The organism is Gordonia sp. (in: high G+C Gram-positive bacteria) (assembly GCF_047606305.1).
Taxonomy (GTDB): Bacteria; Actinomycetota; Actinomycetes; order Mycobacteriales; family Mycobacteriaceae; genus Gordonia.
The window spans coordinates 1-21,968 of the sequence record NZ_JASGER010000096.1 but is presented as its reverse complement, the minus strand read 5'-3'; the positions used below and the strand labels follow the sequence as shown (position 1 = coordinate 21,968).

General features: G+C 70.6%; 17 protein-coding genes and 1 pseudogene. 8 read left to right on the top strand and 10 right to left on the bottom strand.

All coding sequences use genetic code 11. The features are described from left to right. Both QM634_RS13560 and QM634_RS13555 read left to right on the top strand, forming a co-directional pair. Window positions 1–236 (top strand): annotated as a pseudogene (locus tag QM634_RS13560) (hypothetical protein); the annotation flags it as partial. 188 nt (window positions 237–424) lie between these two features. Continuing rightward, window positions 425–1,966 carry a DUF222 domain-containing protein gene (locus QM634_RS13555; protein WP_415043305.1) on the top strand — a complete coding sequence of 514 codons (1,542 nt, stop codon included), beginning with the start codon at window positions 425–427 and terminating at the stop codon, window positions 1,964–1,966. Between the two features lie 3 nt (window positions 1,967–1,969). Here QM634_RS13555 and QM634_RS13550 read toward each other — a convergent pair whose 3' ends face one another. Beyond that, window positions 1,970–3,646 carry a TM0106 family RecB-like putative nuclease gene (locus QM634_RS13550; RefSeq protein WP_415043304.1) on the bottom strand — a complete coding sequence of 559 codons (1,677 nt, stop codon included), beginning with the start codon at window positions 3,644–3,646 and terminating at the stop codon, window positions 1,970–1,972. Window positions 3,647–3,748: 102 nt separating this feature from the next. Here QM634_RS13550 and QM634_RS13545 point away from each other — a divergent pair, with 102 nt between their 5' ends. Genes QM634_RS13545 through QM634_RS13535 form a run of 3 tightly spaced genes read left to right on the top strand, consistent with a single transcriptional unit; the run spans window position 3,749 to window position 5,615 of the window. Then, window positions 3,749–4,471 carry a DUF6474 family protein gene (locus QM634_RS13545; protein ID WP_415043303.1) on the top strand — a complete coding sequence of 241 codons (723 nt, stop codon included), beginning with the start codon at window positions 3,749–3,751 and terminating at the stop codon, window positions 4,469–4,471. Between the two features lie 19 nt (window positions 4,472–4,490). Next, window positions 4,491–5,336: a sigma-70 family RNA polymerase sigma factor gene (locus QM634_RS13540; RefSeq protein WP_415043302.1), complete on the top strand. Its 846-nt coding sequence runs from the start codon at window positions 4,491–4,493 to the stop codon at window positions 5,334–5,336. 42 nt (window positions 5,337–5,378) lie between these two features. Next, the gene (locus QM634_RS13535; RefSeq protein WP_415043301.1) at window positions 5,379–5,615 is read left to right on the top strand and encodes a hypothetical protein; all 237 of its coding nucleotides are present in this window, start codon (window positions 5,379–5,381) and stop codon (window positions 5,613–5,615) included. Here the strand turns inward: QM634_RS13535 and QM634_RS13530 are convergent. Genes QM634_RS13530 through lysX form a run of 4 tightly spaced genes read right to left on the bottom strand, consistent with a single transcriptional unit; the run spans window position 5,612 to window position 11,577 of the window. Beyond that, window positions 5,612–6,064: a hypothetical protein gene (locus QM634_RS13530; protein ID WP_415043300.1), complete on the bottom strand. Its 453-nt coding sequence runs from the start codon at window positions 6,062–6,064 to the stop codon at window positions 5,612–5,614. The genes QM634_RS13535 and QM634_RS13530 overlap by 4 nt on opposite strands. Before the next feature lie 11 nt (window positions 6,065–6,075). After that, window positions 6,076–7,629 carry a succinic semialdehyde dehydrogenase gene (locus tag QM634_RS13525; RefSeq protein ID WP_415043299.1) on the bottom strand — a complete coding sequence of 518 codons (1,554 nt, stop codon included), beginning with the start codon at window positions 7,627–7,629 and terminating at the stop codon, window positions 6,076–6,078. Window positions 7,630–7,654: 25 nt separating this feature from the next. After that, window positions 7,655–8,143, bottom strand: a complete 489-nt coding sequence (gene rraA / locus QM634_RS13520; RefSeq protein ID WP_415043298.1) for a ribonuclease E activity regulator RraA — start codon at window positions 8,141–8,143, stop codon at window positions 7,655–7,657. A 20-nt stretch (window positions 8,144–8,163) separates the two neighbouring features. Next, entirely contained in the window at window positions 8,164–11,577 is a 3,414-nt protein-coding gene (gene lysX, locus QM634_RS13515) for a bifunctional lysylphosphatidylglycerol synthetase/lysine--tRNA ligase LysX (RefSeq protein ID WP_415043306.1), read from the bottom strand. A gap of 2 nt (window positions 11,578–11,579) precedes the next feature. Between lysX and QM634_RS13510 the strand changes: the two genes are divergently transcribed. Continuing rightward, a complete protein-coding gene (locus QM634_RS13510) occupies window positions 11,580–11,807 on the top strand; it encodes an RNA-binding S4 domain-containing protein (protein WP_415043297.1) in 228 nt (75 codons plus the stop codon). Here the strand turns inward: QM634_RS13510 and QM634_RS13505 are convergent. The 5 genes from QM634_RS13505 to gltB form a co-directional block, all read right to left on the bottom strand. Continuing rightward, on the bottom strand, window positions 11,785–11,946 hold the full coding sequence (locus QM634_RS13505; protein ID WP_415043296.1) for a hypothetical protein: 162 nt from the start codon (window positions 11,944–11,946) through the stop codon (window positions 11,785–11,787). The two genes, QM634_RS13510 and QM634_RS13505, sit on opposite strands and share 23 nt — an antisense overlap. 100 nt (window positions 11,947–12,046) lie before the next feature. Then, entirely contained in the window at window positions 12,047–12,943 is an 897-nt protein-coding gene (locus QM634_RS13500) for a cutinase family protein (RefSeq protein WP_415043295.1), read from the bottom strand. A 109-nt stretch (window positions 12,944–13,052) separates the two neighbouring features. Beyond that, complete coding sequence (locus QM634_RS13495) at window positions 13,053–14,063, bottom strand: bestrophin family protein (protein ID WP_415043294.1); 1,011 nt, start codon at window positions 14,061–14,063, stop codon at window positions 13,053–13,055. A 42-nt stretch (window positions 14,064–14,105) separates the two neighbouring features. Beyond that, window positions 14,106–15,557, bottom strand: a complete 1,452-nt coding sequence (locus QM634_RS13490) for a glutamate synthase subunit beta (protein ID WP_415043293.1) — start codon at window positions 15,555–15,557, stop codon at window positions 14,106–14,108. Next, window positions 15,550–20,178 carry a glutamate synthase large subunit gene (gene gltB, locus QM634_RS13485; RefSeq protein WP_415043292.1) on the bottom strand — a complete coding sequence of 1,543 codons (4,629 nt, stop codon included), beginning with the start codon at window positions 20,176–20,178 and terminating at the stop codon, window positions 15,550–15,552. The genes QM634_RS13490 and gltB overlap by 8 nt, the downstream gene beginning before the upstream one ends. A gap of 266 nt (window positions 20,179–20,444) precedes the next feature. On the opposite strand from gltB, the gene QM634_RS13480 reads away from it, so the two are divergent. Together QM634_RS13480 and QM634_RS13475 are read left to right on the top strand one after the other, a co-directional pair. Beyond that, window positions 20,445–21,419, top strand: coding sequence for an alpha/beta hydrolase (locus QM634_RS13480; protein ID WP_415043291.1), 975 nt, complete (start codon window positions 20,445–20,447; stop codon window positions 21,417–21,419). 57 nt (window positions 21,420–21,476) lie between these two features. Next, window positions 21,477–21,968, top strand: a 492-nt coding sequence (locus QM634_RS13475) for a DUF937 domain-containing protein (protein ID WP_415043290.1), incomplete at its 3' end; no start/stop codon positions are given.

The following is a 21,968-nucleotide window of genomic DNA, read 5'->3' as shown; positions in this document are numbered from 1 at the left end:
CCGCACCCGAGGCGCCCGCCCGCCCGACGGCGCCGCAGGCACCGGCGCCCAAACTCCCCGAGCCGTCGCGACCCGAGCCGGCCAAGCCGGCGGTCACCGACGTGAACGCCTCGCCGGTCGGCGACTTCGGCGGCCTCGCCGACGGCTACGGCCCCGCCGCCCTGATGGGCCTGGCGACCCTCGCCGTCCTGGGCAGCGGCCGCTTTCTGGACGCCCTCCGCGCGATCCGCCGCTAGCCCCAGCGCGACGTCGTGGCCAAGCTCGACGCGACCGGCTAGGGCGCCGCGGACCCGCAACCTGAAATCCTCACCCCCGTTCCCCTTGCCGTTGTCAGAGGTCGGGCGTACCGTGGAACACAAGTTCGAATAGAGTCCTATCGTCGCAGTTCAGGAGGTGGATTCGGGTGGCAGATACTACGCACAACATGTTGTCATCCGCGCTTCCGGAATCCCCGCTGGCGCTGGCTCGGCTCATCGACGCGGCGGAGCAACGGCTGGCATCGGCCCCACTCGGATTGCTCACCGACGACGAGGTGCAGGCGACCGTCGAGACCCTCGAAACCGCCCGCAGACGGCGCGACGGCGTCGATGCGGCGCTGTACGTGGAGGTCAACGACCGGCAGGTCTTCCTGCGGACCGGGCACACCAAGCCCCGCGACTTCTACGCCCAGCATCTGCGCCTGGGCGCCGCCGTGGCCCGTCAGCGCGAGGACACCGCTGCCGCCATCGGCCGGCTGACCGCGATGACCGGGGAGAAGCTGCCGCCCAAGCGCGAGGAGGCCGCCGTCGCGGTGGCCGCCGGGGAGATCTCGGGCCACCACGTGCGCGAGATCGAGAAGGTGATGGACAAGATCCCGCAGGCCGCCGACATCGAGGACGCCGAGATGGCGCTGACGATGATGACCACGGCCGCGTCCGACCTCATGCCCGACGAGATCGGAAAGGTGGGACAGCGGATCCTCGCCCACCTCGACCCGGACGGCAGCCTCACCGACGACGTCGACCGCAAGCGCCAGCGCGGCATCACCATCGGCCGCCAGGACTCCCGGCTGATGTCGTCGATCAGCGGGTACCTCACCCCGCAGTTGCGCGCCAAGCTCGAAGTGCTGCTGGACAACCTGGCCAAGCCCGGCATGAACAACCCCGACGACGAGGACTGCCTGCGGGGACCGGCATCGGAGCTGGGCGCCGACGACCGGGAGGCGCTCGCCGACGCCGCGGCGCGCGACCGTCGGACCGCGGCCCAGCGCAACCACGACGCCATCGAGGCCGGTCTGGACTGGCTCCTCGGGCACGAGTCCTTGGGCCGACCCGACCGCCTCCCCGCCCAGCTGGTGATCACCGTCGACGAGGGCGACCTGGCCCGCCGTGCCGGGGTGGCACTGACCGCGACCGGCACCATGCTGCCGGTGACCGGGTTGGTCGAGCTCGCCGCCGACGCGACACCCTGGCTCGAGGTGTTCCGCTCCGGTACCCGCCAGGTACTCGACCTCTACCGCGGTGCCCGCATCGCGACCAAGGCCCAGCGCCTGGCCCTCTTCGGCGCCCACCACGGCTGCACCCGGCCCATGTGCACCCGGCCTGCCTCCCAGTGCCAGGTCCACCACGCCGAGCTCGACTGGGCCAAGGGCGGCATGACCAATCTGAACGACCTCACCCTCGCCTGCGGCCCCGACAACCGCAACGTCGGCGACCGGCCCGGCCAGTGGGAGACCACCGTCCTCACCACCGGCCCCGACGCCGGGCGCACCGGCTGGCGCCTGGTCGGCAGCACCGGCCCGTACCGGACCAACCCGATCCACCGCCGCGTCGTACTCGCCCGGACCGACGACGCCACGGCCGACGACCCGCCCAAGCCGCGGCCGGCCCCGCCGATGCGACGTGCCATGCCCGAGACCTGGGAACCGGAATACCGTCCGTCGCCGGTCGAGGCGGCGCTGGAAGCCCGGCTCGCCGCCGCGTCGTAGCCGTCAGCGCAGCAGATCGCGCATCGTCGGGAGACGTTTGACCTCCGACGAATCCATCCACTCCCGCAGGACCTTCGTGGCCCACACGTCGTCCTCGTTGTACTGCAGCAGGCGCGTGCGCTGCGACTCGTCGGGCATCCGCCCGTCCAGGCCCACGGCCGCGGCATACCAGTCCATCGACGCGGCGCCGTTGGCCTGCTCGTCGCGCCAGTTGAACCCGGCGACCGGCGCCACCCGCTTGAGGCCCTTGCCCTTCGGGCAGTAGAAGTTCGACGACACGGCCGCGTACACGTCCACCCACTGCGGTGAGGCGATGAACTCCTCCACCTCGGTGAGCGTCGGGATCCCCGGCATACCGGCGAACCGCTCGGCCGAGCCGCGCAGCCAGCGGTTCTCCGCCTGCTCGGAATAGCAGTAGGCGGCAAAGGACTTCCCGGCGGCGTGTGCGGCGGCCATCTCCTCGTGCAGCCAGCGCCAGAAGGCGGCGAAGGACTCGGCCTCCGCTGTCGTCGGCAGCGGGCGCCACGTGACGAACGGCCGGTAGACCACGGGTCGAGCGGGATCGGCGCGATCGGTGAGCAGCGTGCCCCACAGGTAGGCGCCGTCCTCGCCGTAACTCTCCATGTCGACGTCGACCTCGACGTCGGCGCGGGCCACCGGCGTCTCCTCGCCGCGCCGGACCATCAGGTCCCCGGTGCGATGGCACCGCGCGGCGGCCACGGAGTCGGCGAAGGAACCGGTCCGCCACTGCGGGGGTGACACCTGCGGATCGGCGTCGGCCAGCTGGGCGATCGTGACGATCCCGTTCTGCCGCAGGGCGTCGGCGATCATCCCGTTCACCACGAGGCTCACGTCGTCGCGCGCGACCAGCTCGGCCTCACACTGCGGCCACCACGGACAATCGCGGCATTCGCCGACGCGACTCGGCCGCGTCGCCACCCGCTGGTCGACGATGGCCAGTCGCTCGCCGGTGAGCCGGGCGAATTCCTCCCGTGACGGCCCGACGTCGAGCACGGCGATGCAGTCCGCATCCATGCCGATGACACCGGCGCGCCACTGCCCGGGGCCGCGGTCGCCGGACAGGCCGGAGGCGACGAGCATCTCGGTGAGGTGTTGCAGCCGCTGCTGGTCGCGACGGTTGGGCCGCATCGTCCGCGTCGCGTCCTCCTGCGGCAGCCAGGTCCACAACGGACTGGTGAGGATCGTGCGCGGCGCCTCGGCCACCCCGTTCTCGTCGCGCTTGGGCGGGCCGGCCGGCCGGGTGACGCGGTGGTTCACGACGATCACCGGCAGGTAGCCGATGCCGTCGTGCACGAGGATCTCGCTGTGCCCGCGCCGACGGCCCACGACGTCGTCGGGCAGGGTGGCGTTCCAGATCCACCGCACCCCGCGGGCCGCGGCGGCCATCGTCTGCGCGACGCGGTCGGCTCGCGGACCGTCGGCGACGGTGGCGAACGTCGTCCGACCCTCGTCGCTGTGCACCCCGGACAACAAGTCGTGCACGCGCGTGCGGTGCAGGGCGGCGGCCTCCTTGCGGCGGCTGACCTCCGGGGATTCCTCGACCGCGAAGCCGAGGTCGCGCGCCGCCGGAGAGTTGTCGAGGGCCAGCTTGTGCGCACACCCGGAGAGGTCGCGGGCGGTCAGCAGGACGCCCGTCGGATTCGCCGTCGCTGTGCTCACGCCCACCTCGCTCTCACACATGTCAACGTAACCGATCGGTCGGACGCCGAGGCGAAAGGCGACCCGCGACGCGGCCGCCGCCGATGCCCTAGGGTTGCCCCCATGGGATTGTTCTCCAGCAGCAGTCAGCGCAAGCAGGCCCGGGCCGACAAGAAGGCCGCCAAGAAGGCCATGAAGCAGCGCGCCAAGTTCGAGGCTAAGTACGACGCCAAGGAGCGCCGCGCCGAGCGCAAGCGCACGGAGAAGGACGGCAAGCGCGACCAGCGCCGCACCGCCCGGACGTCGGACCGCGCCCACAAGCGCGAGCTGCGTGCGCAGACCCGCACCGCCAAGCACGAGTCGAAGGCCGCCATCGCCGACGCGAAGGCGCGCACCGCCGAGATCGAGGCCGCCGCCAAGAAGCAGCGGCTGACCCCGAAGAACGCCAAGCGCGCCCTGTCGATCGCCCGGATCGTGGCGCCCATCGCCGCACCCATCGCCTATCGCGGCGGTGTCGCGGCGCGGGAGAAGTTGGGCGACTACCAGGCCGCGCGCCACGGCGTCGCGCCGGAGACGCTGCGCCGGTTCACCGGCAAGGGGGCGCCGCTGGCCGCCCGCATCGCGACCACCCGCCAGTCGCTGCGCAGCCTGACGCTCACGGATACGAGCACCGATTCGATGGACTTCGCTTCCGCGATGGACGCCCGCCTCGACAACCTGGCCGTCGCCGTCGACGCCGCCGAGTCGATGAACCCGGGGGCCCGCAAGAACGCGCACCGCGCGATCGGCAACGAGCTCTCGGCGATCGACGCCGACATCCTCGCGCGCCTGGGCGTCGCCGGCTGACCGTCGCCCTGGGACCGACATGGACCCGACCGATCACACCGAACAGTTCGAGGCCGAGCGCCCACGGCTGACGCGTCTCGCGAGCCGGATGCTCGCCGACCCCGTCGAGGCACAGGACGTGGTGCAGCAGGCCTGGCTGCGGTTGGCCGGCACCGACTCCCCCGTCGACGACCTGCCGGCCTGGCTCACGACCGTCACCACCCGGCTCTGCCTGGACCGGCTCAAGGCTCGCGTCCCCGAGCCGGCCGACGCCGTCGACGACGCCGCTCCCGAGCCCGGTCCCGCCGACGAGGCACTGCTGGGTGACTCGGTCGTCGACGCCCTGGGCGTGGTCCTCGACCGGCTGACGCCGATCGAGCGCGTCGCCTTCGTCATGCACGACTCGTTCGGTTTCGACTTCCCCGTCATCGCCGCCGCGCTGGACCTCACCCCCGCCGCCGCCCGCCAGTCGGCCTCACGCGCCCGGCGCAAGGTGCGCCAACCGGAGCCCGATTCGGGCGCGGCCGACCACGAGGTCGTCGACGCCTTCATGACCGCAGCGCGTGGCGGCGAGTTCGATCGGCTGCTCTCGCTGCTGGCCCCCGACGCGCGCGTCCGCGCCGACGCGGGTGCGATCGCCACCGGAACGCCCGAACGGATCGACGGGAGCCGGGCGATCGCCGAGTTCTTCAACGGCTCGGCCCATGCGGCGCTGCCGGCCACCGTCGACGGGCGTCCGGTCTTCGCCTGGTTCCACCGGGGCCGGCCGATGGTCGTCTTCGATTTCGACGTCGCCGGTGGAACCGTCCGGTCCATCACCTTCCGCGCCGATGCCGAGTTGCTGGCCCGTGTCACACATCGGCGCGCCGATTCGTCAACGGAGTAGGGGCGGAGATACCGGCCCCTCCTGCGACGGAAGAGACCGATCATGAAGACCATGACCTGCCGCCAGCTCGGCGGCCCCTGCGACCTGGCCCATCACGGCGAGACCGCCGACGAGGTGATCAAGGCACAGGACCGTCACCTCAAGGAGGCGGAGAAGGTCGGCGACACCAGCCACCAGGAGGCGCGCGACGCCATGAAGGCGCGCTGGCGCCGACCCAAGAAGTCGATGGACTGGTACCTGGGCACCAAGCGGGCGTTCGCGGAGCTGCCGGAGGACTAGGGCACGAGCACGTTGCTGTACGACGTGCACTGCTTGCCGTCGACGGCGAGGCGGCACAGGCGGAACTGCTTGCCGTTGTAGCCGGGCAGACGGTTCCACTGGCCCCAGATCAGCGGGGAGCCGCGGAAGGCGATGGCCACGCGGCGCCACGGGGTGCCCTTGGGCTCCTTGACGCGCGGGCGGTACCGGACGCTGCGCTGCTCCAGCACGACCGGCCGCGAGCCGCCGTCGTGCTGCAGGGTGTACCAGCCGTTGTCCGACGAGACCAGCGTGACCACGAAGGCGGTGCCGTACCAGTCGGCCAGCTTCATCGAGGCGGCGTCATGCGGCGCGGGCAAGCCGGGGACGGCGGGAGCGGCCGGCGCGGCACCGGCGGGTGCCGCCAGACCGGCGCCGATCATCGTGGCGGCGGCCACCGCGACGGCGGCTCGGGTCATCAGTTTCGTCATGGAACGTAAACCTACCGTCCCGGGAGGAATTTCAGGGCGTCCATGGCCTTCGGCGTCAACTTCAGGAACACGTTCTGCGGCACGCCGCGCATCCCGTCGATGCCGATGAACCGCTGCTCGGCGACCGTCTGCGGCTCGGTGTACTTCAGCAGGCCCTCGTCGCCGTGCCGGCGGCCGACGCCGGAGATGCCCATGCCGCCCATCGGCGCGGCCGTCGAGCCCCACGCCGCGGCGTAGCCCTCGTTGATGTTGACGGTGCCCGCGCGCAGCTGGTCGGCGATCGCGTTCGCCTCCGAGCTGCTGCCGGCGAAGACGCTGGCGTTGAGCCCGTACTCGGTGTCGTTGGCCAACTTGATCGCCTCGTCGACCGAGTCGACGGGGTAGATCGCGACGAGCGGCCCGAAGGTCTCCTGCTTGTGGCAGATGGCCTTCTCGGTGACGTCGGCCAGCACCGTCGGCTCGAAGAAGAACGGGCCGAGGTCCTCGCGCCGCTTGCCGCCGGCGAGTACCGTCGCGCCGTGCTTGACGGCGTCGTCGAGGTGGGCCTGCACGGTCTCCACCTGGGCGGCCGAGGCCAACGAGCCCATGTCGACCGAGAAGTCGTAGGCGGCACCGAGCTTCATGTCGCCGACGAAGGCGGCGAACCGCTTGGTGAACTCGTCGGCGATGCCCTTCTCGACGTAGATGCGCTCGATCGAGATGCACAGCTGACCCGAGTTGGAGAAGCAGGCGCGGGCCACGCCGGGGACCGCCTGGTCCAGGTTGGCGCCCTTGGTGACGATCAGCGGGTTCTTGCCGCCCAGTTCGGCGGAGAAGCCGATGAGCCGCTTGCCGGCCTGCGACGCCAGCTCCGACCCGGTCTGCGACGAACCGGTGAACATGACGTAGTCGGTCTGCGCGACGATCTCCTGGCCGACGACGCCGCCCGGACCGGGGACCACGGCGAACAGCTCGCGCGGCAGGCCGGCCTCGTACAGCAGCTCGGCGGCCGACAGTGCGCAGTACGGCGTCTGGCTGTCCGGCTTGATGACGACGGCGTTGCCGGCGAGCAGGGCCGCCACCGCGTCGGACACCGCGAGGGTCAGCGGGTAGTTCCACGGCGAGATGACGCCCACGACGCCCTTGGGCTGGTAGCGCACGCGCACGTCGGTGGCACCGGGGATCATGCCCTTGGCCTTGTGCTCGGCCAGCGCCGACGGTCCGGCGTTGGCGTAGTGGCGGGCGGTGAGCGCGACGTCGAGGACTTCCTCCTGCGCGTACTGGCGCGCCTTGCCGGACTCGGCCTGCACCATGTCCATCAGCTTGTCGGCGTCGCGGTGGACCAGGCGGGCGAACTCGAACAGCACCTTGGCGCGCTGCTTCGGCGTGCGCTGCGCCCACCCCTGCTGCGCGACGCGGGCCGCCGCGACCGCGTCCCGCAGGTCCTCGGCGGTGCCGATCGGGATCTGCGCCATCTCCGTGCCGCTGAAGGCCTCCAGGATCGGGCGCGTCTTGCGCTTGGCGGTCGGGTCGATCGCGATGAGCTTGTTGAGCCGGGTGAAGACGCTGGCGGACGGTGCGGGCATGGGGTTCTCCTAGCGGTGGTGGATGTCAGGCGCCGTGCGCGACGAGGACGATGCCGTCGGCGTCGGAGTACAGGGTGTCGCCGGGGGTGAAGGTGACGCCGCCGAACTCGACGGGGACGTCGCGCTCACCGGCGCCGGTCTTGGAGGACTTGCGCGGGTTGGTGCCCAGGGCCTTGACCCCGATCTCCATGCCGTCGATGGTGGCGGCGTCGCGGATGGCGCCGTTGACGACGATGCCGACCCAGCCGTGGGTGCGGGCGCGTTCGGCGATGAGGTCGCCGACGAGCGCGGTGTGCACCGACGCGTCGCCGTCGACGACGAGCACGCCGCCGGGGTTGTCCTCGCCGAGCACCTCCTTGAGGAGGGCGTTGTCCTGGAAGCAGCGGACGGTGGTCACCGTGCCGACGAAGGTCTGGTGCTTGCCGAAGCGCTGGAACTGCGTGTCACAGCTGCGGACGTCGTCGCCGATCTCGTCGACGAGGTCGGCGGTGGGGGTGAATGTCAGCTCGCTCATGAGTGAATCCTAACCGCCGATTACTCGCGCGTAACCCCCGGCGCCGACTGCGGCCTGGTCAGCGGGAACGGCAACGATTCGCGGATCGACGTGCCGGTGATCAGCATGACGATCCGGTCGACGCCCAGACCCAGTCCGCCGGTGGGCGGCATCGCGTATTCGAGCGCGCGAAGGAAGTCCTCGTCGTACTCCATGGCCTCCGCGTCACCGCCGGCGGCGAGCCGCGACTGCTCGGTGAGCCGCTCGCGCTGGGCCACCGGATCGGTGAGCTCGGTGTACGCCGTGCCCAGCTCGACGCCCCACGCGACCAGGTCCCACCGCTCGCACACACCGTCGATCTCGCGGTGCGGGCGGGTCAGCGGCGAGGTGGCCGCCGGGAAGTCGAAGTAGAAGGCGGGCGGCCCGGTCGGGGCCTCGACGAAGCGCTCGTAGAACTCGTCGACGATCTGGGCCGCGCCCCACATCGGCCGCAGCGCGACGTCGTGCCGCTCGGCGATGTCGCGCAGGGCCGCCACCGAGGTGTCCGGGGTGACGGGTTCGCCCACCGCGTCGGACACCGCCTCGTACACCGACCGGCTCGTCCAGTCGCCGGAGATGTCGACGCGGGTCAGGCCGCCGTCGCCGTCGGGCCGCAGCACCACCGGCTCGCCGTGGACGGCGGTCGCCGCCGCCTGGATCATCTCCCGCGCGATGACCGCCATGTCGCGGTAGTCGGCGTGGGCGCGGTAGGCCTCCAGGCTGGTGAACTCGGGGTTGTGGCTGAAGTCGACGCCCTCGTTGCGGAAGTTGCGGCCGATCTCGAAGACCTTCTCCACCCCGCCGACGCAGAGCCGCTTGAGGTAGAGCTCGGGCGCGATGCGCAGGTACAGGTCGAGGTCGTAGGCGTTGATGTGCGTGCGGAACGGTTCGGCATTGGCCCCGCCGTGCACCGGCTGCAGAATCGGCGTCGACACCTCCAGGAAGCCCCGTTCGACGAGGTAGTCGCGCAGCGCCCGGACGATCGCCGACCGTGCGGCGAGCAGGTCGCGCGCGGCGGGGTCGACCGCCAGCTCGAGGTAGCGCTGGCGCACCCGCGCCTCGGGGTCGGCCAGGCCGCGCCACTTGTCCGGCAGCGGGTGCAGGCACTTGCCGAGCATCCGCCACGAGGAGGCCAGCACCGACCTCTCCCCGCTGCGCGAGTGCCCGGTCCGCCCGACCACCCGCACCAGGTCGCCCAGGTCGATGGCGCGGGCCGGGTCGGGCGAGCCCGGTGCCAGGTTCTCCGGCTCCAGCACGACCTGGGTCTGACCCGACCAGTCGTGCAGCTCGGCGAACACCACGCCGCCGAAGTCGCGCAGCGCGGTGACGCGACCGGCCACCGCGACCGGCGTGTCCACGGGTGCGGCCTTCGTCTGCGCCACGGTGTGCGAGGGACCCTCGCCCGCGCCGCCGGCCGGGTAGGGGTCGATCCCGGCGTCGCGCAGCTCGGCGAGCTTGCCCATCCGGACGCGGACCTGTTCGGGTCGACGGTCGACCGGCACCTCCCGCGCCTCGTCGGCCAGCTGGGCGACCAGCGCGTCGACGTCGACGCCCGCCGGCACCGCCGATTGTCCCGGCGGGCCCGCCTTGGGCTTGCCCGCGAACGTCGGCAGGGAGACGAAGCCCTCGGTGACGATCGCCGCGGTGCCCACGCGCGGAATGACGCGGGCGTCCTCGAAGGCGAGGAAGCGCGGCACCCACTGTGGGTTGTACTTCGCGTTGGACCGGTACAGCGACTCGATCTGGAGATACCGCGACGCGAAGGTGAGCACGCCGTGCATCGCCCGCACGACCGGTCCGACGCCGATGCGCTCGCCGCGCTCGAAGAACTCGCGGAAGGCCGCGAAGTTCATCGAGACCTTCGTGATGCCGACCTCGTCGGCGCGCTCGAGCAGTTCGACGACCATCAGCTCGACGATGCCGTTGCCCGCGTTGCGATCGCGGCGCATCACGTCCAGCGACGCCCCCGTCGGACCCCACGGGACGAAGGACAGCATGCCGACGGTCCGCCGGTCGGGCCCGTCCCCGCCGCTCTCGGCCTGCACCAGCAGGCAATCGCCGTCGAGGGGGTCGCCGAGCCGGCCGAGCGCCATCGCGAAGCCGCGCTCCTCGTCGGTGTCGCGCCAGGCGTCGGCGAGCTGCTCGATCTCGGCCATCTCCTCGGCCGGGATCTCGTGGTGCCGCCGGATCCGGACGGTGAGGCCGCGGCGCCGCGCATGGGCGACGGCGTGCCGGACGTTGCGGCTCTCCGGGCCGGCGAGGGTGAACTCGCGCGGGTGGATGATCGACTCGTCGCCGATGCCGAGCAGGCTCAGCCCGGCCTGTTGGTAGGCGGCCGCGCCGCGCTCGCTGACGCCGATCGCAGCGGGGTGCCAGCCGTACTGCTCGCAGACGTCGATGAAGGCGGCGATGGCCGCAGGCCACGACTTCGGGTCGCCGACCGGGTCGCCGCCGGCCATGCCGACGGAGACCTCGACGCGGTAGGTGATGGCGGCACGGCCGTCCGGGGAGAAGACCGCCGCCTTGTCGCGCCGGGTGGAGAAGTAGGCCAGCGAGTCCTTCGCGCCGTAGGTCTGGATGAGCGCGCGGATGAGCTTCTCGTCGGTGGGGGTCAGCAGGCCGTGCAGCCGCTGGGACCGGAAGAGCACGATCGTCGCGGCCAGGACCGCCAGCGCACCGAAGAGCCCGAGGAGGCCGTTGACGGGCCCGACGGCGTGGTGACCGTTGAAGTTGTGCGGGTCGATCGAGGCGAAGGCGACCACTCGGTTGGCCGCGTACGCGAGCCGCTCGCCGCGCTGCAGCGTGTGTGGGAAGAGTTCGACCAACCCCCAGCCGAGCAGGGTGCCGATCAAGAGTCCGCCGACGAGGGTGGCCACCGCGGCAAGGGCGGCGCCCCGGCGCACCCGCGTGTAGAACTGGCGCCGCGTCGCCAGCAGGAAGAGGAGCGCCACCACGTCGATGGCCAGGCCGGCCGCCGCGGCGGGCTGGTCGTCGTGGGTGAGCCGCGTCGCGAGCCAGGTGGGCGCGGTGCCGCTCAGGACGAGGATGTTGGTGACCGCGAACGCCAGCAGGTAGGCGACCAGGATCCACCAGGCGACGCGCTTGCGGTGTCCCAGGGCGATGGCCAGCAACACCAGCACGAACGCCCAGGAGAAGCTCGTGTCCGGCCAGGTGATGACGTAGCCGTCGATGAACTGTCGCGGGACGTGCAGCAGGTGTCGGATGCGCGCGGAGAGCGACGACGCGAGGGCCAGCACGGCGAGGGTGCCGACGATCAACGACACGACGTGCGGGGCGTCGACGCCGAATCCGGGGACGGTGCGCGTGCGCAGCGCCGCCGGTCGCCCGGCAGTCGGGGGCGGCGTCGTCGAAGTCACGGGTCCACGGTAGTCCTGCCCCGCCGATCTAGACTGCAGGCATGGACGAGGTACCCATCGACAGCAGCTCGATCAAGCTGGGCCAATTCCTCAAACTGGCCAATCTGATCGAGTCGGGAGCGGATGCGAAGGCGGTGGTCGCCGACGGCCTGGTGCGCGTCAACGGCGATGTCGAACGCCGCCGCGGGCGTCAGCTGGTCGACGGGGACGTGGTCGAGTTCGCCCAGTACTCGGCGAAGGTCGCGGTCAGCGGGTCGCCAGGTTCTTGAGTTCGGCCGGGGTCACGAGGCGTTCCCCGGACTCCGGGAGCCGTCGCGCCGCGATCGGGCGGCGCACCTGACCGGCGGCCAGACTGATCAGGTGGGGTCGCTGGGAACCGGTCTTGCTCTCGCTGCGCGGTGCGAACATCGTGGGTGCTCCAGGTGGATGACTACTGACGAGTACGCGATTTAGAATAGCAAACCTTGCGCCGCGTGGGGGACCCTCCGCACGAGGCGTTTCTCACTGTTCACAGACGGTTCAGGTAGTTGTGCGCCCACTGCACCGCGGTGACGCCGGGGCGCACCTGGAACGAGCCGTAGCGGCCGTGCGCCCCCGACCGGATGAAGGCCATGAACGTGGTGATCTGCTGGCGCGCCTTCGCGTCGGACAACTCGGCCACGATCTGGCCGGGGCCGCCCAGGGTGAGCATCTCGCCCAGGATCGCCGCCGCCTCGCCGCCGTAGGCGAGGATCTGCGACGGATTCGGGTTGCTGACCTCGGCCAGGAAGCCCACGATCCGGGTGATGAAGTAGTCGCGCGGGACGTTGCAGTACATGTCCTCGGGCTCGCAGATCGTGTACACCTTGTGGTTCACCGCGCCGAAGCCGTTGAAGCGGGGGCCGCCGCTGCCCTGACCGGACAGCCGCGGACCGACGAGCTGGTCGCGGTAGGAGCGCCGCGGATCGGCCAGGAGCACGACGCCGGCGATGTTGCCCGGGCGCAGCGGCGAGAGACCGGTGCCGACCTCGGAGGCGAGGTCGCCGGCCGCGTCGGCGCCCTGGCTGTAGCCGACGAGCGCGACGCGCGTGCCCGGGCAGCGCCGGACCATCTGCAGCGCCAGACCGCGCGCGTTGTTCACGCCCTGCGCCTTGGACGCGCCGTAGTTGCGGCCGCCCTTCTCGAAGGGGAAGGCGGTGCGGGCGTAGCCCACGTAATCGACCTTGGTGCCGCCGCCGAGGCCGTCGGTGACGGCGCCGAGCAGACCCGGTCCCTGGGCCCAGGTGCCGGCCAGGGCGAGGACGTACAGCCGCGGGCAGGGATCGGCGGCGGCCTGCGGTGCGACCACCGCGCCACCGACACCGATGACGGTCGCGCCGACGAGAGCGGCGGCAGCCGCGGCTACCCGTCGGACAACTGCCCGCATGTCGTTCCTCCAGTTGACTGTTGATCTGTGATAAAGGCGAGACCCAAAGTCTATCGGGAGAGTCGAGAATCCGCGCAACTTGAGTGTCTTTGCGTCCCAACGGGCGCAGCTACATCACGATTCGCTTGGGCGAGGCCACCGGCTTGGGGATGCCGACATCGTCGAGCATCTCGCGCATGTCGATCTCCACGGCCCGGCTGATCTGGGTGATCGGCACGTCGTTGGCGCTGCCCTCGAACGGGTTGACCGCGGCCTCGCCGACCGCGTCGAGGGTGTGGAACACCCCGCACACCAGCCCGGACACGACGATGTTCAGCCAGATGGTCTTGCCCTCGAAGGAGGTGCCGTCGCCCATCTCCGCGAGCGGCTCCATCAGGCCGAAGGGGGTCAGGACGACGAACACGAACATGAGGTAGGACGCGATCGACGCGAAGTTGCGCGGATACGGGAAGTTCTTGATCCGCTCGGCCATCCCCTGGTCGTCGGTGAGCTTGGCCAGATCCTCCTGCAGGTCCTTCCACTGCCAGTCGTTGATCACCCCGGCGCGGCGCAACTGCCCGAGGTGCTCGGACTGCATGGCCAGCAGCTGTGCGGCCCGGTTGGTCTTGCCCTTCACGTAGCGGAAGTCCTCGTCGGACAGGTAGCGCGCCAGTTCCTCGTCGCGGTCGGTGTTCCACTCGGGCACGTCGTAGGTGCGGTCGCGATACTTGCGGAACCACTTGAGGTGCTGGTTCTCCCATTCGCGCGGCTCGCGCAGCTGAAACCGCAGCGCCGTCAACCAGGCGAAGTGTCGGTTGAACATCGACTTCACCTCGTCGTCGCGCTTGCCGCCGGCGGCGTCGCGGAGCGTGAACCCGAAACTGCGGCTGTCGTTGACGATGGAGCCGTAGATCTTGCGCGCCTCCCAGAGTCGGTCGTAGCTGGCGTTGTTCTTGAAACCGACGATGAAGGCGAGCGCGGTGCCCAGGATCGCGACCGGCTCCCACGGGATCGTCAGGAACGTCCACCCGAAGACCGCGTAGAGGATCGTCGGGATCGTCACCAGCACGATGATCGCCAACGTGCCGCTGCGGCGCCAGGCGAGGAACTCGACCGGCGAGTACCGCCTACCGATGTGCATGGTCGTCCACTCTAACCAGCCCGGATCGACCCGGGCCCGGGCTCAGCGCTGGGCGACCTGCGTGGGCACGATCGGCGCCGGCAGGTCCGTCGAACCCATCAGGTAGCGGTCGGCGGCGGCCGCGGCGCTGCGGCCCTCGGCGATCGCCCACACGATCAGCGACTGGCCGCGACCGGCGTCGCCGGCGACGAAGACGCCGGGCACCGTCGAGCAGAAGTCGTCGTCGCGCTTGATGTTCCCGCGGGCGTCGTACTCGACGCCGAGCTTGTCGAGCAGGTCGCCGCGCTCGGGGCCGACGAAGCCCATCGCCAGCAGGACCAGATCGGCCTCGAGCTCGAAGTCACTGCCCTCGACCTTCTCGAAGCGGCCGCCCACCATCTTCACCTCGTGCGCGTGCAGTGCGGTGACCTTGCCGCCCTTGCCGGTGAACTTCTCGGTGTTCACGCTGAACACGCGCTCGCCGCCCTCCTCGTGGGCCGAGGAGACCCGGAACATGAGCGGGTAGGTCGGCCACGGGGTGGAGTCGGCGCGCTCGCTCGGCGGGCGCGGCATGATCTCGAACTGGTGGACGCTCTCCGCGCCCTGCCGCAGCGAGGTGCCCAGGCAGTCGGCGCCGGTGTCGCCGCCGCCGATGATGACGACCTTCTTGCCCTTGGCGCTGATCTGCCCCTCGACGGTGTCGCCCAGCTGTACGCGGTTGGCCTGCGGCAGGAACTCCATCGCCTGGTGGATGCCGTCGAGCTCACGGCCCGGGATCGGCAGGTCGCGGCCGATGGTCGAGCCGACCGAGAGGACCACCGCGTCGTAGTCGGCGCGCAGCTGGTCGACCGTGACGTCGACGCCGACGTTCACGCCGGTGCGGAACTCGGTGCCCTCGGCCGTCATCTGCTCGAGGCGGCGGTCGATGTACTTCTTCTCCATCTTGAACTCGGGGATGCCGTAGCGCAGCAGTCCGCCGATCCGGTCGGCGCGCTCGAAGAGCGTGACCGCGTGACCGGCGCGGGTGAGCTGCTGGGCGGCGGCCAAACCCGCCGGGCCGGATCCGACGACGGCGACCTTCTTGCCGGTCCGCGTCGTCGGCGGCACCGGCTCGACGCCGGTGGTGGCGAAGGCGTTCTCGATGAGCTCGACCTCGACCTGCTTGATCGTCACCGCGGGCTGGTTGATGCCCAACACGCACGACGCCTCGCAGGGCGCCGGGCACAGTCGCCCGGTGAACTCGGGAAAGTTGTTCGTCGCGTGGAGGCGCTCGATCCCGTCCTTCCACCGGCCCTTGTAGACCAGGTCGTTCCACTCCGGGATGAGGTTGCCCAGCGGGCACCCGTTGTGGCAGAACGGCACACCGCAGTCCATGCAGCGGCTGGCCTGCGTCTTGAGCGTGTCCTTGTCGAAGTCGGTGTAGACCTCGTTCCAGTCGAGCAGTCGCAGCTCGACCGGGCGCCGGGTCGGGAGCTCCCGATCGGTGTGCTTGAGGAATCCGCGCGTGTCAGCCATTTGCCGCCTCCATGATCGCGTCGTTGACATCGCGGCCGTCGCGCTCGGCGGCCTCGATGGCGAGCAGTACCCGCTTGTAGTCCCGGGGCATGACCTTGCGGAAGTGGGCGCGCTGGCCATCGAAGTCCGCGAGGATCCGCTCGGCGACCGGCGAGCCGGTCTCGTCGCGGTAGTCCGCGATCGTCGTCGAGAGGAACTCGACGTCGTCGGGGCCCAGCTGCTCGATGTCGACCAGCTCGGGGTTGAGGTTCTCGACCAGGCGCTCGTCCGGGTCGTAGAAGTAGGCGATGCCGCCGGACATGCCGGCCGCGACGTTGCGCCCGGTGGCGCCGAGCACGATCACCCGGCCGCCGGTCATGTACTCGCAAGCGTGGTCGCCGACGCCCTCGACGACGGCGGTGACGCCCGAGTTGCGGACGCAGAACCGCTCGCCGACGATGCCGCGCAGGTAGATCGAGCCGGCGGTGCCGCCGAAGCCGATCACGTTGCCGGCGATGATGTTCTCCTCGGCGACGAAGCCCTTCGGCATGGTCTCGGTCGGGCGGACGACGATGCGGCCGCCGGACAGGCCCTTGCCGACGAAGTCGTTGGCGTCGCCCTGCAGGCGCAGGGTGATGCCCGACGGGACGAAGGCGCCGAAACTGTTGCCCGCCGACCCGGTGAACGCGATCTGGATCGTGTCGTCGGGCAGGCCCTGGGCGCCGTGCGCCTTGGTGACCTCATGGCCGAGCATCGTGCCGACGGTGCGGTTGACGTTGCTGACCGCCATCTTCAGCGAGATGGGGCTGGCGGTGTCGATCGCCTCGCGGCACTGCGCGATGAGCTCCTGGTCGAGCGCCTTGTCCAACGAGTGGTCCTGGCGGCCCGAGCAGTAGCGGTCCTGGTTCATGAACGGCGACTCCGGCTCGGCCAGGATCGGGCTCAGGTCGAGCTTGCCGGCCTTGGAGTCGCGCCAGTGCGCCAGTGCCTTGGAGGTGTCGAGCGCCTCGATCTGGCCGACCGCCTCCTGCAGGGTACGGAAGCCCAGGCGCGCGAGCAGCTCGCGCACCTCCTCGGCGATGTAGAGCATGAAGTTCTCGACGAACTCGGGCTTGCCGGAGAAGCGCTCGCGCAGCAGGGGGTTCTGCGTGGCGACGCCGACCGGGCAGGTGTCGAGGTGGCAGACGCGCATCATGATGCAGCCGGACACGACCAGCGGTGCGGTGGCGAAACCGAACTCCTCGCCACCGAGCAGCGCGGCGATCACCACGTCGCGCCCGGTCTTGAGCTGGCCGTCGACCTGCACGACGATGCGGTCGCGCAGGCCGTTCAGCAACAGGGTCTGCTGTGTCTCGGCCAGACCGATCTCCCACGGGGCGCCGGCGTGCTTGAGCGACGTCAGCGGGCTCGCGCCGGTGCCGCCGTCGAAGCCGGAGATGAGCACCACGTCGGCGTGCGCCTTGGAGACGCCCGCGGCGACGGTGCCGACGCCGATCTCGGAGACCAGCTTCACGTGGACGCGGGCCTGCGGGTTGGCGTTCTTCAGGTCGTGGATGAGCTGCGCCAGGTCCTCGATCGAGTAGATGTCGTGGTGCGGCGGCGGCGAGATGAGGCCGACGCCCGGCGTCGAGCCGCGCACCTCGGCGACCCACGGGTACACCTTGTGCGGCGGCAGCTGGCCGCCCTCGCCGGGCTTGGCGCCCTGCGCCATCTTGATCTGGATGTCGGTGCAGTTGCTCAGGTAGTGGCTGGTGACGCCGAAGCGGCCGGAGGCCACCTGCTTGATCGCCGAGCGTCGCCAGTCGCCGTTCTCGTCGTGGCTGAAGCGGCGCGGGTCCTCACCGCCCTCACCGGAGTTCGACTTGCCGCCGAGGCGGTTCATCGCGATGGCGAGGGTCTCGTGGGCCTCGGCCGAGATCGAGCCGTAGCTCATCGCACCGGTGGAGAAGCGCTTGACGATCTCGCTGGCCGGCTCGACCTTGTCGATCGGGATCGGGTCGCGGTCGCCGAACTTGAAATCGAACAGGCCGCGCAGGGTGCCCAGGCGGCGCGACTGGTCGTCGACGAGCGCCGTGTACTCCTTGAACACCTTGTACTGACCGGTGCGGGTGGAGTGCTGGAGCTTGAACACCGTGTCCGGGTTGAACAGGTGGTACTCGCCCTCGCGGCGCCACTGGTACTCGCCGCCGACCTGCAGCTCGCGGTGCGCCCACTCGGCGGGCCGGTCGAGGAAGGCCAGGTGGTGGCGCGCGGCCACCTCGTCGGCGATCTCGTCCAGGCCGATGCCGTCGAGCTGGCTGTTGCAGCCGGTGAAGAACTCGTCGACGGTGTCCTGGCTCAGGCCGATCACCTGGAACAGCTGGGCGCCGTTGTACGACGGGACCGTCGAGATGCCCATCTTGCTCATCACCTTGAGCACGCCTTTGCCGGCGGCCTTGATGTAGTTGGCGCGGGCGGTGGCGAAGTCCGAGGCGTGGTCGCCGGTGGCGCCCTCGATGACACCCGAGTCGAGCATGTCCTCGATCGACTCGAAGGCCATGTACGGGTTGATCGCCGACGCGCCGAAGCCGATCAGCGTCGCCATGTGGTGGACCTCGCGGGCATCACCGGATTCGACGATCAGGCTGGCCCGGCCGCGGGTCTGCTCGCGCACCAGGTGGTGGTGCACGGCCGACGTCAGCAGCAGCGACGGGATCGGCGCGAGGGTCTCGTCGGACTCGCGGTCGGACAGGATGATCAGCCGGGCACCGTCGGCGATGGCCGCGGACACCTTGGCGCGCACCTCGTCGAGGGCCTTGCGGAGTCCGGCACCGCCCTCGGCGACCGGGTAGAGGCCGTGGATGTGGACCGAGGGGAAGCCGGTGGCCTTGCCGTCGATCTTGATCAGGCGCTGCAGGTCGTCGTTGTCGATGATCGGGCTGGGCAGCACGATCTGCCGCGCCGACTCGGGAGTCGGGTCGAGCAGGTCGCGCTGGCCGCCGATGCGCTGGCCGATGCTGGTGACGACCTCCTCGCGGATGGCGTCCAGCGGCGGGTTGGTGACCTGCGCGAAGAGCTGCTGGAAGTAGTCGAACAGCAGTCGCGAGCGCGCCGACAGGACCGCCACGGGGGTGTCGGTGCCCATCGAGCCGATCGCCTCGGCGCCGGTGGCCGCCATCGGCTTGACGAGGATGTTGAGGTCCTCGGTCGTGTAGCCGAACAGCTGCTGGCGGTGCGCCACGCGCTTGTGCGACATGTGGATGTGCTCGGGGGCCGGCAGGTCGGCGATCTGGATCTGGTTGTCGTCGAGCCACTGCTGGTACGGGTGCTCGGCGGCGAGTTCGTCCTTGATCTCGACGTCGTCGACGATGCGGCCCTGCTCGGTGTCGACCAGGAACATCTTGCCCGGCTGCAGCCGCAGCTTCTGGACCACGTCGGCATGGTCGATGTCCAGGACGCCGACCTCCGAGCCGAGGACGACCAGGCCGTCCTTGGTGACCCAGATGCGCGACGGGCGCAGGCCGTTGCGGTCCAGGACGGCGCCGATGACGCTGCCGTCGGTGAAGCAGACCGACGCCGGTCCGTCCCAGGCCTCCATGAGCGCCGAGTGGTACTCGTAGAAGGCCCGGTGCGCCGGCTTCATCGACTCGTGCCGCTCCCAGGCCTCCGGGATCATCATCAGCACCGCGTGCGGCAGGCTGCGACCGCCCAGGTGCAGCAGCTCGAGCGCCTCGTCGAAGCGCGCGGTGTCCGAAGCGCCGGGGGTGCAGACCGGGAAGATCCGGTCGCCGCCCTCGCCGAGCACCGAGGTGTCCATCAGGGCCTCGCGGGCGCGCATCCAGTTCTCGTTGCCGTTGACGGTGTTGATCTCGCCGTTGTGGGCGACGCGGCGGTACGGGTGCGCCAGCGGCCAGCTGGGGAAGGTGTTGGTGGAGAAGCGCGAGTGGACCAGGCCCAGCGCGCTGACCACGCGGTCGTCCTGCAGGTCCAGGTAAAAGCCGCGCAGCTGCGGGGTCGTCAGCATGCCCTTGTAGACGAAGGTCCGCCCGGACAGGCTCGGGAAGTAGACGGTGCCCGAGGCCTCGGCGCCCTGGCCGGCACCCTTGTGGCCGAGCTCGTGCTCGACCCGCTTGCGCACGACGTAGGCCTTGCGCTCCAACTCGTCGGACCTCGCGCCGTCAACATTGCTCCCGCTCGCTTCGCTCCCGGCGAGCGCAACGAAGATCTGCCGGAACGTCGGCATCGCATCACGGGCGAGCGCGCCGATCGAGGTGTCGTCGACCGGGACGTCGCGCCAGCCGAGGACGGTCAGGCCCTCGGACTCGACGATCTTGTCGACGCCCTCGACGGCCGTTTTGGCGTCCTGGGTGCCCTGCGGCAGGAAGGCGATGCCCGAGGCGTAGGCGCCCTCGGCGGGCAGGGTGAAGTCGACGACCTCGCGGAAGAAGGCGTCCGGGATCTGGATGAGGATGCCCGCACCGTCACCGGTGTTCGGCTCGGCGCCGGCGGCGCCGCGGTGCTCGAGGTTCACCAGCGCGGTGATCGCCTTCTCGACGATGTCGCGGCTCTTGCGGCCGTGCATGTCGACGACGAACGCGACGCCACACGCGTCGTGCTCGTTGGCGGGATCGTAGAGACCGATGGGTCCCGGAGGCTGCTGCATGATCGCCCCTTGCACTCGAACGGTGCGCGACGCTGGGCACCCCAAACATTGGACTGTGGGTGAATCCGCCGCGGACTCGCAGCGGGGGTCAGCGTCGTTGCTGACGATTCATGTTGTGCCGTCATTCTCCCACGCGAGGAGCCGAGACGGGAAATCGGATAGACGACAATCACATTTCCCACAGGTGAGCTGGATGTTTCCCGGCGAAACACGGTTCTGCGCGAGTTGGCCGGGTGAGCACTCGATCGGCAGTACAGTCGGGATTCATGAGCGTGAACATCGGAGTTCCCGGCGCCCGCGGTTCCCTGCGGGCCCGTGCGCTCAACGGTTCGATGACCCGGGTCGTGCAACCGGCCTTCGGCATGGCGACGCTTGGCACGCCACAGCTGCTCACCGCGCTGCGGCCGGTGGTGAACCAGGCGATCAACCTGGCCAGCCCAGTCCCGTCGGGCACCCGCACCGAGCCGGTGCGCAGTCGCGCCGGCGACGGCGAGGTCCGCGGCGAGTGGGTCTGGGGTCCGGGGGTCGGGCAGCGCCGTGTCGCCGACACCCGCGTCATCTACTACCTGCACGGCTCGGGCTACGTGGTCTGCAGCCCGCGCACGCACCGCGGGCTCGTGTCGCGGTTGTCCCGCCGCACCGACCGCGTCGCCTTCTCCCTCGACTACCGGCTGGCGCCCCAACACCAGTTCCCGGCGGCCGGCGACGACACCGTGCGCGGCTACGAGTGGCTCCTGGACCACGGCTACCGGCCGGAGAACATCGTCGTGGCCGGCGACTCGGCCGGCGGCCACCTGGCGATGGACCTGCTCGCCGACAACCAGGCCGCGTCCCGCCCGCAACCGCGCGCCATGGTCCTGTTCTCGCCGCTGATGGACCCGACCTTCGGCCTGGCGATCGCCCGGGAGGCGCGCGGCCTGAAGGACCCGATCATCAAGGCGCGGGCCGGACAACACTTCCTGGACATGTACACCGACGGGGCACCCGCCCACCATCCGCGGATGACGGTGTCGCTGCGCCCGGCCGACGACCTGCCCACCACGCTCATCCAGGTCGGCGGCCGCGAGGTGATGGCCGACGACGCCCGGTTCCTGCACGCCGCGCTCGTCGCCGCGGGCGCACAATCGGAGCTGCAGCAGTGGCCCGATCAGGGGCACGTCTTCCAGATGTTCCCCATGCTGACCCCCGAGTCCCGCCGGGCTGTGAGCGAAGCCGCGAAGTTCGTTCGTTCGGTAGCATGAATTCCACCGGCGCACGGGACTCCAGAATCGCCCGACGCCACTAATAAGGAGACCCACGTGGCAGATCTTGACGATCTCTTGAAGTCCATCAACGTCGGCGACATCGCGTCCAAGCTCGGCGTCGACGAGTCGACCGCACAGGCCGCGGTCCAGCAGGCGGTTCCGACCCTGCTGCACGGCCTGCAGGCGCACGCCGACAGCGACGGCCCGGCCCCCGAGGAGCTGACCAAGGCCGCCGACGCCGGTGACGGCGAGGGCCTGGTGAACGGCCTGTTCGGCAAGAACACCGACAAGGTCGCCGAGGCGGCCGCGGGCCAGGCCCCGGCCAGTGTCCAGCCGGATCTGATCAAGAAGGTCATGCCGATGCTGGCCCCGCTGGTCATCGCCTTCGTCACCCAGAAGCTGATGAGCGGCAAGGGCGGCGCGCAGCAGGGCGGTCAGCAGCAGGCTCAGGCGGGCGGCGCCGGCGGCGCCCTCGGCCAGATCCTGGGCGGCGCGCTCGGTGGCGGCGGCGGTGCCGGCGGCCTGGGCAGCATCCTGGGCGGCGTG

Coding starts and splice junctions, on each gene's coding strand:
- QM634_RS13555 (WP_415043305.1), top strand. CDS start 425: ATGTTGTCATCCGCGCTTCCGGAATCCCCGCTGGCGCTGGCTCGGCTC.
- QM634_RS13545 (WP_415043303.1), top strand. CDS start 3,749: ATGGGATTGTTCTCCAGCAGCAGTCAGCGCAAGCAGGCCCGGGCCGAC.
- QM634_RS13540 (WP_415043302.1), top strand. CDS start 4,491: ATGGACCCGACCGATCACACCGAACAGTTCGAGGCCGAGCGCCCACGG.
- QM634_RS13535 (WP_415043301.1), top strand. CDS start 5,379: ATGAAGACCATGACCTGCCGCCAGCTCGGCGGCCCCTGCGACCTGGCC.
- QM634_RS13530 (WP_415043300.1), bottom strand. CDS start 6,064: ATGACGAAACTGATGACCCGAGCCGCCGTCGCGGTGGCCGCCGCCACG.
- QM634_RS13525 (WP_415043299.1), bottom strand. CDS start 7,629: ATGCCCGCACCGTCCGCCAGCGTCTTCACCCGGCTCAACAAGCTCATC.
- rraA (WP_415043298.1), bottom strand. CDS start 8,143: ATGAGCGAGCTGACATTCACCCCCACCGCCGACCTCGTCGACGAGATC.
- QM634_RS13510 (WP_415043297.1), top strand. CDS start 11,580: ATGGACGAGGTACCCATCGACAGCAGCTCGATCAAGCTGGGCCAATTC.
- QM634_RS13505 (WP_415043296.1), bottom strand. CDS start 11,946: ATGTTCGCACCGCGCAGCGAGAGCAAGACCGGTTCCCAGCGACCCCAC.
- QM634_RS13500 (WP_415043295.1), bottom strand. CDS start 12,943: ATGCGGGCAGTTGTCCGACGGGTAGCCGCGGCTGCCGCCGCTCTCGTC.
- QM634_RS13495 (WP_415043294.1), bottom strand. CDS start 14,063: ATGCACATCGGTAGGCGGTACTCGCCGGTCGAGTTCCTCGCCTGGCGC.
- QM634_RS13490 (WP_415043293.1), bottom strand. CDS start 15,557: ATGGCTGACACGCGCGGATTCCTCAAGCACACCGATCGGGAGCTCCCG.
- gltB (WP_415043292.1), bottom strand. CDS start 20,178: ATGCAGCAGCCTCCGGGACCCATCGGTCTCTACGATCCCGCCAACGAG.
- QM634_RS13480 (WP_415043291.1), top strand. CDS start 20,445: ATGAGCGTGAACATCGGAGTTCCCGGCGCCCGCGGTTCCCTGCGGGCC.